The sequence below is a fragment of the Actinoplanes sp. NPDC051861 genome (assembly GCF_040681145.1).
Lineage (GTDB): Bacteria > Actinomycetota > Actinomycetes > Mycobacteriales > Micromonosporaceae > Actinoplanes.
In genome coordinates this window covers 1-16,242 of sequence record NZ_JBFAYE010000016.1, presented here as the reverse complement: position 1 = coordinate 16,242, position 16,242 = coordinate 1, and the positions used below count along the sequence as shown (strand labels likewise).

15 protein-coding genes and 1 pseudogene are annotated in these 16,242 nt (G+C 73.2%); 12 read left to right on the top strand and 4 right to left on the bottom strand.

Annotated features, from left to right (window positions below):
* The first annotated feature begins 45 nt into the window (after positions 1–45).
* The 7 genes from AB0M02_RS32230 to AB0M02_RS32200 all read left to right on the top strand — a co-directional run bounded on the left by AB0M02_RS32230 (position 46) and on the right by AB0M02_RS32200 (position 8,623).
* The gene (locus AB0M02_RS32230) at positions 46–987 is read left to right on the top strand and encodes a hypothetical protein (RefSeq protein ID WP_364233731.1); all 942 of its coding nucleotides are present in this window, start codon (positions 46–48) and stop codon (positions 985–987) included.
* Positions 984–3,518, top strand: a complete 2,535-nt coding sequence (locus AB0M02_RS32225; protein WP_364233729.1) for a helix-turn-helix transcriptional regulator — start codon at positions 984–986, stop codon at positions 3,516–3,518. Before AB0M02_RS32230 ends, AB0M02_RS32225 begins: the two co-directional genes overlap by 4 nt.
* Positions 3,499–5,187: a nitrate- and nitrite sensing domain-containing protein gene (locus tag AB0M02_RS32220; protein ID WP_364233727.1), complete on the top strand. Its 1,689-nt coding sequence runs from the start codon at positions 3,499–3,501 to the stop codon at positions 5,185–5,187. The genes AB0M02_RS32225 and AB0M02_RS32220 overlap by 20 nt, the downstream gene beginning before the upstream one ends.
* 11 nt (positions 5,188–5,198) lie before the next feature.
* Positions 5,199–5,567 (top strand): DUF742 domain-containing protein, encoded by a 369-nt coding sequence (locus AB0M02_RS32215; protein ID WP_364233724.1) that lies wholly within the window; start codon positions 5,199–5,201, stop codon positions 5,565–5,567.
* A 32-nt stretch (positions 5,568–5,599) separates the two neighbouring features.
* Positions 5,600–6,343: a cellulose binding domain-containing protein gene (locus AB0M02_RS32210; protein ID WP_364233722.1), complete on the top strand. Its 744-nt coding sequence runs from the start codon at positions 5,600–5,602 to the stop codon at positions 6,341–6,343.
* 118 nt (positions 6,344–6,461) lie between these two features.
* On the top strand, positions 6,462–8,285 hold the full coding sequence (locus tag AB0M02_RS32205; RefSeq protein WP_364233720.1) for a GAF domain-containing SpoIIE family protein phosphatase: 1,824 nt from the start codon (positions 6,462–6,464) through the stop codon (positions 8,283–8,285).
* On the top strand, positions 8,282–8,623 hold the full coding sequence (locus tag AB0M02_RS32200; RefSeq protein ID WP_364233718.1) for an STAS domain-containing protein: 342 nt from the start codon (positions 8,282–8,284) through the stop codon (positions 8,621–8,623). Before AB0M02_RS32205 ends, AB0M02_RS32200 begins: the two co-directional genes overlap by 4 nt.
* A 544-nt stretch (positions 8,624–9,167) precedes the next feature.
* On the opposite strand, the gene AB0M02_RS32195 is transcribed toward AB0M02_RS32200, so the two are convergent.
* The gene (locus AB0M02_RS32195; protein ID WP_364233717.1) at positions 9,168–9,848 is read right to left on the bottom strand and encodes a hypothetical protein; all 681 of its coding nucleotides are present in this window, start codon (positions 9,846–9,848) and stop codon (positions 9,168–9,170) included.
* The gene (locus AB0M02_RS32190) at positions 9,845–10,171 is read right to left on the bottom strand and encodes a PadR family transcriptional regulator (protein WP_364233715.1); all 327 of its coding nucleotides are present in this window, start codon (positions 10,169–10,171) and stop codon (positions 9,845–9,847) included. Before AB0M02_RS32190 ends, AB0M02_RS32195 begins: the two co-directional genes overlap by 4 nt.
* 82 nt (positions 10,172–10,253) lie before the next feature.
* On the opposite strand from AB0M02_RS32190, the gene AB0M02_RS32185 reads away from it, so the two are divergent.
* The 4 genes from AB0M02_RS32185 to larC all read left to right on the top strand — a co-directional run bounded on the left by AB0M02_RS32185 (position 10,254) and on the right by larC (position 14,326).
* Positions 10,254–11,495 carry a lactate racemase domain-containing protein gene (locus AB0M02_RS32185; RefSeq protein WP_364233712.1) on the top strand — a complete coding sequence of 414 codons (1,242 nt, stop codon included), beginning with the start codon at positions 10,254–10,256 and terminating at the stop codon, positions 11,493–11,495.
* Positions 11,496–11,510: 15 nt separating this feature from the next.
* Positions 11,511–12,335: an ATP-dependent sacrificial sulfur transferase LarE gene (gene larE, locus AB0M02_RS32180; RefSeq protein ID WP_364233710.1), complete on the top strand. Its 825-nt coding sequence runs from the start codon at positions 11,511–11,513 to the stop codon at positions 12,333–12,335.
* A 100-nt stretch (positions 12,336–12,435) separates the two neighbouring features.
* Positions 12,436–13,107, top strand: a complete 672-nt coding sequence (gene larB, locus AB0M02_RS32175) for a nickel pincer cofactor biosynthesis protein LarB (RefSeq protein ID WP_364233707.1) — start codon at positions 12,436–12,438, stop codon at positions 13,105–13,107.
* A gap of 121 nt (positions 13,108–13,228) precedes the next feature.
* Positions 13,229–14,326: a nickel pincer cofactor biosynthesis protein LarC gene (larC, locus tag AB0M02_RS32170; protein WP_364233705.1), complete on the top strand. Its 1,098-nt coding sequence runs from the start codon at positions 13,229–13,231 to the stop codon at positions 14,324–14,326.
* Here larC and AB0M02_RS32165 read toward each other — a convergent pair.
* Positions 14,323–15,375: a nucleoside hydrolase gene (locus AB0M02_RS32165; protein WP_364233703.1), complete on the bottom strand. Its 1,053-nt coding sequence runs from the start codon at positions 15,373–15,375 to the stop codon at positions 14,323–14,325. The two genes, larC and AB0M02_RS32165, sit on opposite strands and share 4 nt — an antisense overlap.
* 35 nt (positions 15,376–15,410) lie before the next feature.
* Between AB0M02_RS32165 and AB0M02_RS32160 the strand changes: the two genes are divergently transcribed.
* Positions 15,411–16,166 carry a hypothetical protein gene (locus AB0M02_RS32160; protein WP_364233700.1) on the top strand — a complete coding sequence of 252 codons (756 nt, stop codon included), beginning with the start codon at positions 15,411–15,413 and terminating at the stop codon, positions 16,164–16,166.
* Here AB0M02_RS32160 and AB0M02_RS32155 read toward each other — a convergent pair.
* Positions 16,158–16,242 (bottom strand): annotated as a pseudogene (locus AB0M02_RS32155) (IS5/IS1182 family transposase); the annotation flags it as partial. The gene AB0M02_RS32160 and the pseudogene AB0M02_RS32155 sit on opposite strands and share 9 nt — an antisense overlap.

Below are 16,242 nucleotides of genomic sequence, written 5' to 3'. Positions count from 1 at the left end.
GTACGAACATGAAGTCCCAAATCCCGTGGTGATGAGGAGCTTCACTTGCCGTACCTCCTTGGCGTCGACGTCGGATCCGGTTCCGCGTGGACCGCGATCTGCCGGCGCGCACCCGAGCCGGCCGGCTGGGGCCCGGCCGAGGCGGTCGCCACCGACGCGCCACCGGCCGTGCCCGGCCTGTTCCGGCGCTGCGGCGACGACGTGCCGGTCTACTACGACGACCTGTTCATCACGCCGCAGGCACTGGTGGTCGAGCAGGCGCGCAAGGCGGCCGACACGGTGTGGGAGCGGCAGGGCGAGGGTCCGGAGCGGATCGCGGTGGCCTGCCCCACCGCCTGGGGACCCGGCCGGCTCGGCCCGCTGCGGGCGGCGTTCAACGACGCCGGGATGAGCAACGTCGTGCTGATCACCCGCGCGCAGGCCGTCGTGGAGCGGCTGCACGCCACCGGGCGCCCGGTGCCGCCCGGCCGCCCGCTGCTGGTCTGCCGGATCGGACGGGCCAGCACCGAGATCACGTTCGCCGTGCCGTACGAGCCGGGCCGCCTCGAGGTGCTCGGTGTCGCCGAGACCTGCGAGCTCGGCGGCGACGACGTGGCCGCCGGCGCCCGCGACGCGACGGCCGCCCTGCTGGACCTGATCCGGCGCACCGCCCGGGACTGCGGTGCCGCCCTCGGTGAACTCGCCGCGGTGCTGCCGGCCGGTGGCGGCGCCGCCCGGCCCGCGGTGTTCGAGGCCCTGGCCGGCGCGATCGCCGCACCGGTCATCCGCGACGACGACCCCTGGCACACCGTCGCCCGCGGTGCGGCGCTGTCGCTGCGCCCTCCGGTCCAGTCGTCCCGCATGCTGCCGGAGCCGGTGGCCGAGGTCCTGGTCAAGCCGACCGAGCTGCTGCCGGTGACCGGTACCCGCCTGCGTCTCCCCGAGCCCGGCGAGATGCCGGCCCGGCCGCCGCTGACCGTCGCCGCACCAGAGATCGGCCGCAAGTGAGCGCGCGGGACCTGCTGAGCACGGTTCGCACCGACCCGTCCGCACCGCTGCGGGCCGCGATCTGCGCGCCCGGCGGATACGGCAAGAGCACGCTGCTGGCCGGCCTGGAGCGGATCTATCGCGAGGCGGGCGTGACGGCCGGAGCGCCCTGGCTCGATCCGGAGAGCGACGTCCTGCTGGTCGACGACGCGCACCGGCTCGACGACGAGCGGCTGCGGACCCTGCGCGACCGGGCCGAGCGGCCGGGCGGGCGGATCGTCGTCGCGTACCGGCCCTGGCCGCGGCCCGCCGCGCTGGCCCCGCTGACCGAGGTGCTCCGCCGCACCCGGCCGCCGGTGGTGCTGGCGCCGCTGTCCGCCGCCGAGATCCGGGACCGGGTCGGCGAGCACCTGGCCGCCCCGGTGGCCGCGCTCAGCGCCGGTGTCCCCCGCTACGTCGATCGGCTGGCCGCGGCGTTCGCCGGGCTCTCCGGCGCCGAGGCGACCGCACGGCCGCCGGCCGCGGCGCTCGCCCCGTTCGCCCCGGAGTTCGACGAGCTCGACGCCGACCTGCGCACGCTTCTGCTCGCCGTCGAGGCGGGTGCCGGTCTCTCGTACGATCTGATCGCCGAACTCCTCGAGCGTGACCAGCGCACCGTGGCCGAGTTGGTCGCGGCCGGGCAGGCCGGCGGCATGCTCGGGACCGACGGTGCGATGGTGCCCCTGGCGCGGCACGCGCTGGCCGCGCTGGGCCCGATGGCGCAGCGCATCGATGTTCGTCAGCGCCTCGCCGTCCTCCAGATGGCCCGCGGCGGCCCGGTGCTCCCCCTGGTGCTGCACCTGCTGCCGGACGGCGGCAGCGCACCGCGGACCAGCCCGGAGCTCGCGCTCGCCTTCGAGGCAGCCGGTGAGGAGACTCTGGACAGCGACCCGGCGCTGGCCGCCCGGTTCTTCGCCGCCGCGGCCGAGGCCGGCCGTCCCTCGGGCGCCCGCCGCGCCCTGGCCACCGCCCTCAGCGGTGACCTCGACCTGGCCGCCCAGTTGGCCGACCGCGCGGTGGCCAGCGGCTCACCGGCGCAGCGCGCCGAGTCCGCCTGGGTCTCCGCGGTCGCCATGGCACACCGTGGCCGCCTGGACAGCGCCACCGAGCTGCTGCGCTGGGCCGGCACCGGGCCGGCGGCCGGATTCCGGTCGGTCGGGCTCACCGGCACCGGCCACCTCGACGAGGACGCCGAGCCGGCCGGCACCGACGGCCCGCCGACCCTGGTCCGGGCCACGGCCGACCTGATGGCCCGCGGCGTACGCGAATCGGTCACCGGCACCCCCGCCGCCGCACTGTCCACCCTGGTCCAGGCGTCCCTGCTGCTGGAACCCGCGGGCGCCGCGGCGCTGCTGCCGGACAGCCCGGCGGCGCTGGCCGCGATCGTCGCCCTGCACACCGCCGACCTGGACACCGCCGAGACCACCCTGTCCCGGGCGGTCCGGGCGGGCATGGGCGGCCCGCCGCTGGCACCGCGCCACCTGCTCCTGCAGGCGTGGGGCCGAATGCTGCGCGGCCACCTCGGCGCCGCCGCCCGGCTGCTGACCGAGGCACCGGGCGTGGCCGGCCTGCCCGGCCGTGACCTGCTGTTCGCCACCGCGCTGCGGGTGGCCCTGGCCCGCCGCGACAGCGACCCGGTGGGGCTGCGAACGGTGTGGCCGGACGCCTGCCAGGTCCTGATCAGCCAGCCCGTCGACCTGTTCACGCTGCTGCCGCTCGGCGAGCTGACCGTGGCCGCGGCCCGGCTCGGCGAGCAGCGGCGCGTCGCCGAGCACCTGGGCGAGGCGGACCGCCTCCTGCGACGGCTGGGCGACCCGCCGCTGTGGAGCGCACCGCTGCACTGGAGCCGCCTGCACGCCGCGATCCTGGCCGAGCAACCGGAGGAGGCCGAGCGGCACGCCGCCGCCCTGTCCGAACTGGCCGGGGACCGACCCGTCCCCGCCACGCCGTCCGGGCCTCTCACGGCCGCGCCGTCCGGGCCTCTCGCGGCCGCGCCGGCCGGAGTCCATCCTCTCGTGGCCGCGCTGGCGGCCGCGGCCCGGAGCTGGCTCGCGGTGATCACCGACCGGATCGATCCGGAGCAGGTCGAGGCGGCCGCGCACCAGCTCGCCGCGACCGGCCTCACCTGGGACGGCGCCCGCCTGGCCGGCCAGGCGGCGATCCGCACCAAGGACCGCAAGGCGATGACCGCCCTGCTCGACTGCGCCCGGCTGCTGCAGGGCCGCGCACCCGAGCACCACGACGCGGCCGACCCCGCCGCCGAGCCGGCCGCTCCCCTGCTGAGCGAACGCGAGCAGCAGGTGGCCGCGCTGGTCCTGGCCGGGCTGACCTACAAGCAGATCGCCGAGCGGCTCTACCTGTCCGCCAAGACGATCGAGCACCACGTGGCCCGGATCCGGCAGCGCCTCGGCGTCACCGACCGGCGTGAGCTGCTGGCCCGCCTGCGCGAGCTGCTGGCCGACCAAACCTCGGACCGAAAGGACGGAGCAACGCATGAAGCGCGGCTGGCGTGACGTCGATCCCCGGCTGGGCGCCGGGCTGATGCTCCTCGTCGTTCTCTGGCTGGCCGCGACGGTTCCGGCCGTCCTCGGCGCGGCCGGCCGGATACAGGAGCGCTCCACCGCCGACCGGCTCGGCTCCGCCGTCGACGCGACCGTGGTCGCCCTTCAGGAGGAGCGGCGGCTCTCGGCCGCCGCCCTGACCGCCGGCGACCCGGCTGCCACACCGGCCGCCGGCGACGACACCGCCGGTGACCCGGCTCCCCTGGCCGCCGCCCGCGAACGGACCGACCTGGCCGGCGCCGACCTGAGCTCCCTGACCGAGGGCCTGCGTTCGCACGTGTACACCGCGGAAGCGGTGGACGCGGCCCGCGGCCTGGTCTCCCGCCTCGGCACCCTGGACACGATCCGCGGCCGGGTGGACGACCGCACCGCCGAGTCCGCCGAGCTCCTGGCCGCCTACCGGGCGATGATCGCGGCCGGTCTCAGCATGCCGGAGCTGCCGGGCGGGTCGCTGGCCCGGGCCCGCGAGGCACTGTCCGAGGAGGACGCGCTGCTGCGCACGGCTTTGGCCACCCGCGACGGCGCCGGTGACGCCGAGTCGCTGCGGGTCGGCAGCCTCGCCGGTGAGCGCCGCGCCTGGCTCGCCGCCGCACCGGCCGACCTCGGCACCACCGTCCCCGCGCTGGAGGCGGTGGAGCAACGACTGCTGCTCGCCGAGGGAGAACGCGTCGCCCCGGCCGACTGGGCGGACGTCGCGGACCCGGTCAGCGCCGCCCTGCGCGACGCGCAGACACGCGCCGTGCACGACGCGGTGTCGGCGGCGACCCCGCCGGCGATCGGCACGACCGTCTGGGCCGGGATGATCGCCGGGGTCGGGCTGGTCGCGGTGATCGGCGTGCTCGTCGCGGCACGCCGGTCCGCCGGGGCGCCCGCGGCCGCCACCACCCGGGAACCGGAGAGCGACGCCGGCCAGGACCGAGGGCTGCAACCGCTGCTGGTCGACATGCACCGGCGCAACCAGCGCCTGGTGCACCGCCTGCTGCGCCTGCTCGACGGCCTGGAGCGCCGCCAGTGCGAGGACGAGACCCTGGAGCAGCTGTACCGCGCCGACCACCTGGCCACCCGGGTGCGGCGCAACGTGGAGAAGGCGATCACCCTGTCCGGCGGCACACCGGGACGGCAGTGGCACCAGCCGATGCCGCTCGGCGAGGTGGTACGCGGCGCGGCCGCCGAGGTCGACGACTACATGCGGGTCTCCACCGCGCAGATCGAGCCGGCTGCGCTCTCCGGTGACGCCGTCCTCGAGGTCACCCACCTGCTGGCCGAACTGATCGACAACGCGATCACCTACTCCCCCGCGGAGACCCGGGTGCGCACCGGGGGCGAGCGCGACGAGGACGGCGGCTACACCGTGACCGTCACCGACGCCGGGCCCGGGATGAGCGACCTCGACCTGGAGAACGCCCGCCAGGTGATGACCGATCCCGAGCCACCAGCCGGCGGGCTCTGGTCGGGCTTCTACGCCGTGGGCCGCTTCGCCGCTCGCTGGGAGATCGACGTCCGGCTGGCCCGCGGCGCGGCCGGCGGACTGGCCGCGGAGGTACGGATTCCCGCGGACCTGATGACCGAAATGAGCGATACGGCCACCACGTCCGTAGATCTTTCCGTAGCTGCTCATTGAACGGAGGCGTCATGATCGCTGAGGACGTCTGGTACGACGAGGACGCCGGCCCCCTCGTCCGGCTCTACGCGATCACCGGTGGCCGCGCCGCCGTACCCGCGGACGGCATCACGCTCAGCGCGATCGTGCAGCGGGTGCTCGGCGCGACCGCGGGCCGCGAGCTGTCCGAGCCGGAGTCGGAGGTCCTGCGGCTCGCGGACCGGCCGGTGTCGGTCTCCGAGATCGCGGCCTGGATGCGCCTGCCGCTCGGCCCGGTCCGGGTCATCCTGGGCGACCTGCGCGACGCCGGCATGATCACCTTCCCCCGCTCCGGCGACGCCGCCGGGCACACCGACAGGCGGCTGCTCGAACAGGTGCTCAGCGGCCTGAGATCCCTGTGAACACTCCGATCCCTCTGAGTCACGGAGAACCGATGAACGACTCGCCACGGCCCCGGCGCTCGCCGACGGTCGTGCTGCTGGACAGCCTGCTCCGGGCAGTCACGGCCGTGCAGACCGGAAACCTGCCCGGCCGCCGCGAACCCGGCGCCCCGCCGCGCCGGACCGCTCCGCTCTGGCTGCTCGCCGGTGTGCTCGGCACCGCCGGAGGCGTCATCCTGCTGATCGGTGTGCTGGTGGGCGCGCCCGGCGGGCTCATCGACCTGCCGCTTCCCGGCAAGGCGGCGCCCGCTCCCCCGGTGGTCGAGAGCCTCGGCCCGGCCGCCACCACACAGCAGGCCCCGTCGGCGCGGCCCTCGGCCACCAGCGCGAAGCCCTCCCCGTCGGCCTCGCCCAGCCTCACCTCGGCGGTGCCCGCTCCCAGTTCACCGGCCGGGACCGCCGGGAACGTGCTGACCGCCGCGTACACGGCCGCGAACGGGAGCGGGCTGCTCGGCTACCGCGCCACCGTGACGCTCACCGCCGAGGGAACCGGCCCGTCGCGGGACTGGCGGCTCAGCATCACGCTGCCGCGCGCCACCCTGCAGATCGGCGGCGTCCAGGGAGCCACCGCCGAGCAGGACGGCGCGGTGTGGACGCTGACGCCGCAGGACGCCACCCGGACCGTCACCCCCGGCACCCCCGTCGTGATCACTTTCGACGTCCGCGGCGCGACCCTGGTCGACTCGCAGCCCACCGGCTGCCAGGTCAACGACGAACCCTGCACCGGTCTGGAGTGACCCTGCTCCGCTCGGGGCACACGGGCAGTAGGTTTCAGTTCGCCCCCCGCGCGGATAACAACGTCGCCATCCGGGAAATGACCGGGCATCGGGTGCGGCGGCGAAGGGGGCGGGTGCTGTGTCGACGGCCGAGCGGTCGGGGAACCCGTCCCGTCCGGACCCGCTCGTGCGGACCGGCCTGTCGGCGGCGCCCGATCCGATGTCCGACCGGTTCGCCGCGCTGGCCCGCCGGCTGCTGGGCGTACGGGCGGCCGTGGTGGCGCTGACCGGCATCACCCGCCAGGTCTTCCCGGGCGCCAGCGGGCTGGACCGGCGCGAGACACCGCTCGCGCACACGCTCCCGGCGTACGCCGTCGCCGACGCCCGCACCGACCAGCTGCTGGCGGGCCATCCGGTGATCGAGGAGCTGTCCGCGGGCGGCTACGCCGGAGTGCCGCTGACCGGCGCGGACGGGGAGATCCTGGGGGCGATGTGCGTCATCGACACCGTGGCCCGGGAGTGGACGGCTGACGAGCTCGGCCTGCTGGCCGAGCTGGCGGCGGCCTGCTCGGAAAGCCTCCGGCTGCGCATCGCCACCCGTTCCGCCAGCCGGCGCGAGCACAACACCCGCGCACGGGAGCGGGCCGCGGACGCCGCCGCCGACCGCAGCCGGCTGCTGCTGCGGGCCAGTGTCGCCCTGGCCAACACCGCCACGGTCACCGACGTGGTCGAGGCGGTCCAGGATCTCGTCACCGGCACCCTCAACCCGGACTACGTCGGGGTCTCGCTCCTCGACGCCACCGGGCAGATCGACCTGCGGGCCGGCGACACCCTGGCGGCGCCGATCGCCGATCACTGGCGGCACTACCCGTCGACGGCGCGGACACCGTCGGCGGTCGCGGCCGCCACCGGCGTACCCGTGCTGCTTCCCGACCTCGAAGCGGTGGCCGCCCACGTGCCGGACGCCGCAGCGACCTTCGAAGAGATGGGATGGCAGGCCGGTGCGAGCGTGCCGCTGCCCGGCCCGGACGGCCCGATCGGCGCGCTCACGTTCGTCTGGAAGCAGCCGTACTCCCTGGACGAGGCGGAACAGGCGGTCCTCGCCGCGCTGGCCGGGTACGTCGCGCAGGCGCTGCGGCGTGCCGAGTACCTGTACTCCCGCGAGCAGGTCGCCGAACTGCTCCAGCAGGCCATGCTGAGCGACCTCCCGGAGGCGGAACCGTACGAGCTCGCCGCCCGCTACGAACCGGCGGCCCGCGGCGAGCACGTCGGCGGCGACTGGTACGACGCCGTCCGCGTCGACGCCGGCCGCCTCGCCCTGGTCGTCGGCGACGTGACCGGGCACGACATGCACGCGGCCGCCCGGATGGGCCAGCTACGCAGCATGCTCCGCGCCTACCTCGTCGACCGGCACGAGCCGCCGTCCGCGCTGCTGCGCCGACTGGACAACGCCATGCAGATCCTCGGCGGGCACACCCCGGCCACGGCGCTGCTCGCCTACGTCGACCGTGACGGCGACGGCCACCGGCTGCAGTGGGCCAACGCCGGCCACCCCACCCCGCTGCTGATCGAGAAAGACGGCACGGTCACCCAGCTCACCGGCCGCGACATCCTGCTCGGCGTGCTGCGCCGCACCCCACGCTCGAACCACAGCAGGCGCCTACCGCCGGGCGCCACGCTGCTCATCTACACGGACGGCCTGATCGAGACCCGCACGGACCCGATCGACGACCGCAAGCGCCAGCTCCGGGAGGCGCTCAGCGGCCTGGCCGGCGCACCCCTGCCGGACCTCCTCAACGAGATCCTCGCCCGCTTCGCCGGCCACGACCACGAGGACGACGTCGCCCTGCTCGCCCTGCGCTGCCCCGGAGAACCGGATACCGTGGGTCGACCCGTTTCGGTGAACCAGGCGTCACGGCGCCCGCCGCCCGATCGCGAACCCACGACGTCAGGAAACCGGTGACCGACAACCAGATCTGGGCCTACCGCATCGACGACCACGACGGCACCCCCACCGTGGCCCTCACCGGCGAACTCGACCTGGCCGCCGCCGACGAACTCCGCGCCATCCTCACCGCCCAGCTGGACCGCCCCGCCACCACCGGCGTCACAGCCGACCTCAGCGGCGTCACCTTCATGGACTCCGCCGCCCTGGGCGCCCTGATCGCCGCCTTCCAGCACGCCGCCGCCACCAACCACACCTTCGTGATCACCGACGCCCCCCGGGGCGTCCGCCGCATCATGGAGATAGCCGGCATCTACGACATCCTCACCGGCGAGGCCCCGCACCTGGGCGAGTGAGCTCAGCCCCGCCCACTGCGCGAGTGAACTCAGCCCCGCCCACTGCGCGAGTGAACTCAGCCCCGCCCACTGCGCGAGTGAACTCAGCCCCGCCCACTGCGCGAGTGAGCTCAGCCCCGCCCACTGCGCGAGTCCGCCGAGCGCCCAGCGACCCGCCGCGCCCTCGACCGCCCACCAGCACGCTGCCCGGCCGGCCCGAACGCCCGAGCCGCCGCAAACGCCGCCACCGTCATCGCCCCGATCGCCCCGGCCCCCGCCGCAGCCGCCCCACCCGGCGCGAAAATCAACACGGCCACAGTCGCCGGAGTCCCCATCGCCCCGATCGCGAGAGCCCACCCCGCCAGCCGAACCCGAGCCCGCTCCTCCCCATCCGAACCGGCCCCGAAATCCCCACGCCGCCCGGCCCCGAAATCCCCACGCCGCCCGGCCCCGAAATTCCCACGCGGGCCGGTCCCGAAATCCCCACGCGGGCCGGCCACGGACCACCCACGCGAGCCGACCCCCGAGTCGCCCCCGGCAGACGGCCGCCGCCGAGCCGCATCGGTCATGACCGCACCGCCCGCCCGCGCAGCGCCGCCTCCCGCAACTCGGCACGCAGCACCCAGGCCCGGTCCAGCAGCCGCAACCCATACAGAAACTGCGCCCACCGCGACACACCGGCCAGCGCCAGCTCATACAGCTCCGAGTCGAATTCCGCCCGGTAGCGTCCCCGCGCCGCCGCCGGCAGCACCCGCACCGCACCGCGCGCCAGCTGTGCAGCGCTCGCTGCCGGCGCCTTCGGCGATGGTTCGCTCGGCACCACCGTCCGGCGATCCGCATCGTTGATCAGGACATACAGGATGCCCTCGACATCGATGGCGAGATCCGGCACGCGAGCAAGAGCGACCTGGATCGACCTGGCCTCGGCAACGGACGTCGCCTCGTCCAGTAGCCGTTCAATGAGCCTGGCACGGTCGATGGCGCGGCCGAGCCCGGTGATGACGCTTCGATCGAAGTTGTACTCCCCGGCACGGCAATGGGTGTCATCAAGGTCCGAAGCGAGACGCTTGGCATCCTCGCAGACTCGGATGAACAGGGGTCGCGCGCCGAGGTTCTGAATGCGGGACGAGCCATGCAAACCGTCAAGAGACCACACAAGGTTCCTGACAAGGTCAAGAGAGCCGGCAAGGTCTTTGTCAAAGCCGAGCTTGAAGAAGAGCTCACGGGAGCGGTCGTGGCGGGTCATGCCGGGCCCGTCCCGGGGATGAGGCCCGGCCGCAGAACGCTGAGCGGCGTGCGCGCCGTCGCCAACGCCTCGCGCGCGTGCTCGGCGCCGTCCGGGCTGAGGCGGTAGTAGCGGCGCCTCGGGCGACCCTCGGACGCGGGGTCGATCTCCTCCCAGCGGGACTCCAGCCAGCCGAGGCCTTCGAAGCGGGCCAGGATGGGGTGGATGGTGCCGGTCGCCAGGCCGGCGGAATGGCTGATCTGCAGGCCGTACAACTCGCGGGTCGGGTGTTCGAGCAGCGCGCGCAGCACCAGCTGGGTCTGCAGCGTCATCCTCGGGGCCATGCTCGAACTCTAGCTAGCCCCTAACTAGATCACAAGTAAGCTTCCGGTTGCGGGGCGGTCGCGGTGGGCGGAGGGTGCGAGCATGGGGAACATCATCGGCGCCGCGGGGCGCGTTCTGGGTGATTCAGAGGTACGCGCCTTCGTGCTCGACAAGCTCGCCGGTGAGGACCTCGACGGCCGGCGGGTGTGTGTCATCGTTCCGGACGCGACGCGCAGTTGCCCGCTCCCGCTCCTGCTGGGTGCGGTGCACGAGGCTCTCGACGGGCGGGCGGCGGCGGTGACCGTTCTGGTGGCGCTCGGTACGCACGCGCCGATGACAGAGCTCCAGTTGGAGAAGCACGTCGGGGGCCCGTACCCATGCTTTGAAGTGCGCAACCACGAATGGTGGGTGACCGAAACGCTGGTTTCGCTCGGTGGCATCGCCGCCGGGCGCGTGGCTGAACTGTCCGAGGGGCGCATGCGGCAGGCGGTGGACGTGACGCTGAACCGTGCCGTGGTCGAGCATGACGTGTGCCTGGTGATCGGGCCGGTCTTCCCGCACGAGGTGGTCGGCTTCTCCGGCGGCAACAAGTATTTCTTCCCCGGCGTCGCGGGCCAGGAGATCATCGACTTCTCGCACTGGCTGGGCGCGCTGATCAGCAGCGCCGAGATCATCGGTACGCGGGGAATCACCCCGGTACGCGCCCTGATCGACGAGGCCGCCGCGATGATCCCGGCCCGCCGGCTCGCGCTCTGCCTGGTCGTGCAATCCGGCACCGGTGCGCTGCACGCCGTCTCGTTCGGCACACCGGAGGAGGCCTGGGCCGCCTGCGCCGACGTCTCCGCCGAGACACACGTGCGCTACCTCGACGCACCGGTGCGGCGGGTGCTGTCGATCGTGCCGGAGAAGTACGACGACATGTGGACCGGCGCGAAGGGCTTCTACAAGGTGGAACCCATCGTCGCCGACGGTGGGCAGGTGATCGTCTACGCCCCGCACATCACCCGGATCTCCGAGATGCACCCGGAGATCGAGGAGATCGGGTACCACTGCCGGGACTACTTCGTGAAGCAGTGGGACCGGTTCTCCGGCCACCACTGGGGCGTCCTGGCACACTCCACGCACCTGCGCGGCGCCGGCACCTGGGACCCGGTCGACGGTGAACGGCCACGGGTGACCGTCACGCTGGCCACCGCCATTCCGGAACGGGTGGTCCGCGCCGCGAACCTGGACCACCTCGACCCGGCCACGATCGACCTCGCCGCCCTCGCCGCCGATCCGGAGACTTTCGTGGTTCCCGAGGCCGGCGAGGTCCTGTTCCGCCTCCGCACCCAGCACCGCTAAGGAGAGACCAGCACGATGGAAGATGTGCTCGCCCGCCTCACCACACTGCTGACCGGAATCGATCGACTGGCGGTGGCCTTCTCCGGCGGCGTCGACTCCTCGCTCCTGCTCGCCCTCGCCGCCCGCGTCCTCGGCCCGTCCCGTGTCCTGGCCGTCCTCGGCGTCTCCCCCAGCCTGGCCGCCGACGAGCGCGCCGCCGCACACGCCGTCGCCCGCCACATCGGGGTGCCGGTCGTGGAGGTCGTGACCCACGAACAGGACCGCGACCGGTACCGCGCCAACGGCCCCGACCGGTGCTTCCACTGCAAGGACGAGCTGTTCACCCGGATCTCCGACGAGGTTGTCGAGGCGCACCGGGTGGACGCGGTCGCCTACGGGGAGAACGCCGACGACGCCCGCCGCCCGGACCGTCCCGGCGCCCAGGCCGCGGTCGCCCATCGGGTGCTGCGCCCCCTCGCCGATCTGGGTCTCACCAAGGCCGACGTGCGGCGGCTGGCCTCCCTCTGCGGCCTGCCCTGCGCCGACAAGCCGGCCGCGCCGTGCCTGGCCTCCCGGATCCCCCACTTCAGCGACGTGACCCCGGAGAAGCTGGCCCAGATCGAGCGGGCCGAGGCGGCTTTGCGCCGGCTGGGTTTCACCGATTTCCGGGTACGCCACCACGGCGACGTGGCCAGAGTGGAGTTACCACCGGCCGACCTGCCGCGAGCCGTGAGCCCGCCCCTCCGCGAAGCCGTCCACGCCGCCGTCCTCGCCGCCGGCTTCCGCTTCGCCGCGCTCGACCTGGCCGGCATCCAGTCCGGCGCCTTCACGTTGCCGCTGGTCGGAGCGCTCCGTGCCTGACCGGTCCCCTCCGCCGGCCTCAGCCACCTCCGTGCCTGACCAGTCCCTTCCACCGGCCTCAACCACCTCCGCGCCTGACCGCGGCCCCAACCCGGCGGACGTGGCCGGCGGGCTGGCGGATTACGCGGACCTCGATCTCGACCGCTCGGTCCGGCGTGGCTATCCCGAGGCGGTGTTCTGTGCGGGAAAGACACCGGCCCAGGTCCGTGGCATCGCCGCCGCCGTGCGCACGCGACCGGATGTGGTCACCCTCTTCACCCGGGCCGGCGCCGACCACGCCGCCGCGATCCGGGCCGAGCTTCCCGACGCCCGCCACGACACCGACGCCGCGCTGCTCGCCTGGCCGCCCTCTCCTCCGCCACCGACCGGCGGTCTCGTGGTGGTGGCCGCCGCCGGCACCTCCGATCTCCCCGTGGCCCGCGAGGCCGAGCTGACGGCCCGCTACCTGGGCCGGCCAACCGAGCTCGTCGTCGACGTAGGCGTAGCCGGCCTCCACCGCATCCTCGCCCGCCTCGACCTGCTGCGCCGCGCCCGCGCCGTCGTGGTGGCCGCGGGCATGGACGGCGCCCTCCCCAGCGTCGTGGCCGGTCTGATCACCGCGCCCGTCGTGGCACTGCCCACCTCGGTCGGTTACGGCGCCGCCTTCGGTGGCCTCGCCCCGCTGCTGGCCATGCTCAACGCCTGCGCACCCGGCGTAGCAGTCGTGAACATCGACAACGGCTACGGCGCCGGCCACCTCGCCGCCCAGATCGCCGCGGACCCCGCCCGATGAGGCACGCCTGGATCGACGCGTCGGCCGGGGTAGCCGGGGACATGCTGCTCGGCGCGCTGCTCGACGCCGGCGCGGCAATGGAGCCGTCCAGGCGGCGGTCGACGCGGTCGCGCCGTCATCGGTGCGGATCAGCACCACCGAGGTGACCCGCGCCGGCCTGCGTGCCCGTCTCGCGCGTGTGGACGTCCTGGTCACCGACCCGCCGCACCGCACCTGGGCAGCGATCCGCGGCCTGCTCGACGACGCCGGGCTACTGCCTGCCGTCCACTCCCGAGCATCGGCCGTGTTCGCCCGGCTGGCCGAGGCGGAGGCGAGAGTGCACGGGGTCAGCGCCGACGAAGTCCACTTCCACGAGGTCGGCGCCCTCGACGCGATCGCCGACGTCGTGGGTGTCTGCGCGGCCCTCGACGACCTGGGTGTCACCTCGGTCTCGGCCGGCCCGGTCGCCGTCGGGTCCGGCCACACCCGTGGCGCTCACGGGCGGCTCCCGGTGCCGGTCCCGGCCGTCGCCGAACTCGCCCGCGGCTGGCGAATCTCCGCCGGCAGCGGGTCCCAGCCCGGTGAGCTGGCCACTCCGACCGGGATGGCGCTGATCCGGGCGCTCGCTGCGACCTGCGAGGACCTCCCACCGATGACCCTCGACCTGGTCGGCGTCGGCGCCGGCGGCCGCGACCGCCCCGATCGCGCCAACGTCGTCCGGGTTCTGATCGCCGCCCCCTCCGCAACACACCAGGAAGCAGCCGTACTCCTGGAGGCGAACGTCGACGACCTCGACCCGCGTCTCTGGCCGGGTGTCCTGACCGGTCTCCTCGAAGCCGGGGCCGCCGACGCCTGGCTGGTCCCGATCATCATGAAAAAGGGCCGCCCCGCACACACCCTGGCCGTGTTGTGCGCGCCCGATCAAGCTGCCGGTCTGCGGCGGTACATCTTCGAGCACACCACCACGCTCGGCGTCCGCGAGTCACCCCGAACAAAAGTCCCTTTATCCCGATATTTCGTGAAAGCGGAGGTGCTCGGCGGTGAGGTCGCCGTCAAAGTGGGCCACCTCGACGGCGTGATCGTCCAGGCCATGCCCGAGTTCGAGGACGTCGCCGCCCTGGCCCGCCGGCTGGGCCGCCCCGAACACGCGGTACTGCGAGAAGCCCTCGCCGCCGCCGACCTCATCCTCGGAGGACGCGCCGACCCGGTCCCCCACCCGGACCGGTCGTTCCGCCACTAACGCCGGCCGTTCAACGTGTCCAGGAACCGCTGTTCGAAGGCGGCCGTGTCCGCGGCGTAGGCCGCTTCGACGCACCGGCCCGCCGGGTCGAGAACCGTCCTGCCGGATCGCACCCCGTCCTGAACCACATCGACGCGCTCCGGCCGGAACGACGCCACAGCGCCCCGGTCGTGCACGGCCGAGACAGCCGCCACCGCGTCCCACCAGTACATGATGCCCAAGTCGATCAGCGCGGCCAGGTCCGGCTGCGTGACGATCCGATAGGTCAGGCGGGCACCCGGAGCAGACTGGTCCGCGCCGAGCCGCGCGACGAAGCCCTGCGTGATGGGCACGGCTGCGGTCGCGTCGAGCGGAACCAGACGTACCGTTCCCGGCCGAGCGGCCCGCAACACGTCCCGGGCCGCGACCGGGTCCATCCAGAAATTGAACTCCTGCGAGTTGTCGAACCCGGGCAGCGCCGACCCGTAGAGATTGCCCGGCACCCGCAACGCCCCACCCATCACCTGAACGTGCGAGATCCGCCGCGCCGTCGCCCGGGACTCGAGCGCTGCCGCGATGTTCGTCAACGGCCCCGTGGCGATGACCATGACCGGCTGCCGCGATCGCCGCACGGTGCGGGCAATCAGTTCGGTCGCGCTCACATCAGAGATGTACGGCGGACGACCCCCGTCCCCGAGAGCCCCACTGAGCACCGTCTCAATGGTCGCCACGAGTTCCGCCGGCGCGGGATGCACCCCTTCACCGAGCCCTCCGGAAGCCACCGGCACCCGCGGAAGGCCACACTGCTCCAGCACACTCCGCGCATGCCTGAGCGTCCGCTGCGGCACACCGAAGCCGTTGTCCGCCACAGTCACCGCCCGCAGATCGACGCGGCCCAGCTTGTGCTCCTCGCACAGATAGGCCAGCGTCGAGGCGTCATCGAAGTCCATGTCACTGTCATAGATCACCGGCACCGGCCCCACACCCGCCGACGGCCGAGCCACGGCTGGCTGACCAGCGAATACAGTGACAACAACTGCCGCGACGGCCGTCCACAGTGACGCTCGCATGGCCCCTCCGTCCGGCGCCGGGCAAGGCGCCGCAAGTGTTCAATACCCGTCGATTCTCATCGATCGATACAGGATACGATGGCGTATCAGCAAGTCGGGTAGCCTCGGCGGCCAGAACGGACGTCACCATGACGGGCATAAAAGCGCTGACGATGGTTGCCTCCGCCTTCGCCTTTTATTTTGTGGTGCTCGTATTAGCCTGGCCGATGCTGATGTGCCTGAGGTGGGCACTGTCCACGGCTGTCAAATTTCGGGGGTTGAGGCGCGCGGCAACATGGTCGGAAGCCCTCGACCTGACGATAACCGTCGTGCTGCTCATTGGCGCTTCCGCGATAGCCACATTCTTTGGCGGAGTCGCGATCGACGCCTTGGAAGGAAACGAATCACTCACCGTCCGCGCAGCCGCAACGGCACTCGCTCTTCTCATTGCCGCAACCGCCTTCGGGGTTGTCCATGCGCGCAACCCGACCGGCCCGCATTGGCCGTCTCCACTTCGAGTGTCGCCGACAATTTTCGAGCATTGCAGTGAGATCGGCCGACTGACGATCGCATTTCGTATGTTGTGGTTCTCGATGGCGCAAGCCACCGTATTCGGGCTAGGCCTGCTGGTCGGCCTCAGCATACTTGAATCCTACAGCGCTACCCCTGACGACGGTGCGGGGCGCCGCGCACTGGCCATCACTGCTGCGTATTTGGTAGCGATGATCCTCGCGCCTGGCCTGACATGGTTGGTCCTCAGGTGGTCATCGTTGCAGACGACGATTCTGATCACTGAGCCTTTTTCATCCTGAGTAGGCAGGGTTCTCGACGTGGTGCAGGACGAGGATGGCCTGCACGATCGGGGTTGCCCGGTGCGGGCTGCAGCGG

Excerpts from the sequence above, each read along its gene's own strand:
- AB0M02_RS32165 (WP_364233703.1), bottom strand. The coding sequence starts at position 15,375 with ATGCGAGCGTCACTGTGGACGGCCGTCGCGGCAGTTGTTGTCACTGTA.
- AB0M02_RS32185 (WP_364233712.1), top strand. The coding sequence starts at position 10,254 with ATGGGGAACATCATCGGCGCCGCGGGGCGCGTTCTGGGTGATTCAGAG.
- AB0M02_RS32215 (WP_364233724.1), top strand. The coding sequence starts at position 5,199 with ATGATCGCTGAGGACGTCTGGTACGACGAGGACGCCGGCCCCCTCGTC.
- AB0M02_RS32195 (WP_364233717.1), bottom strand. The coding sequence starts at position 9,848 with ATGACCCGCCACGACCGCTCCCGTGAGCTCTTCTTCAAGCTCGGCTTT.
- AB0M02_RS32190 (WP_364233715.1), bottom strand. The coding sequence starts at position 10,171 with ATGGCCCCGAGGATGACGCTGCAGACCCAGCTGGTGCTGCGCGCGCTG.
- AB0M02_RS32220 (WP_364233727.1), top strand. The coding sequence starts at position 3,499 with ATGAAGCGCGGCTGGCGTGACGTCGATCCCCGGCTGGGCGCCGGGCTG.
- AB0M02_RS32210 (WP_364233722.1), top strand. The coding sequence starts at position 5,600 with ATGAACGACTCGCCACGGCCCCGGCGCTCGCCGACGGTCGTGCTGCTG.
- larE (WP_364233710.1), top strand. The coding sequence starts at position 11,511 with ATGGAAGATGTGCTCGCCCGCCTCACCACACTGCTGACCGGAATCGAT.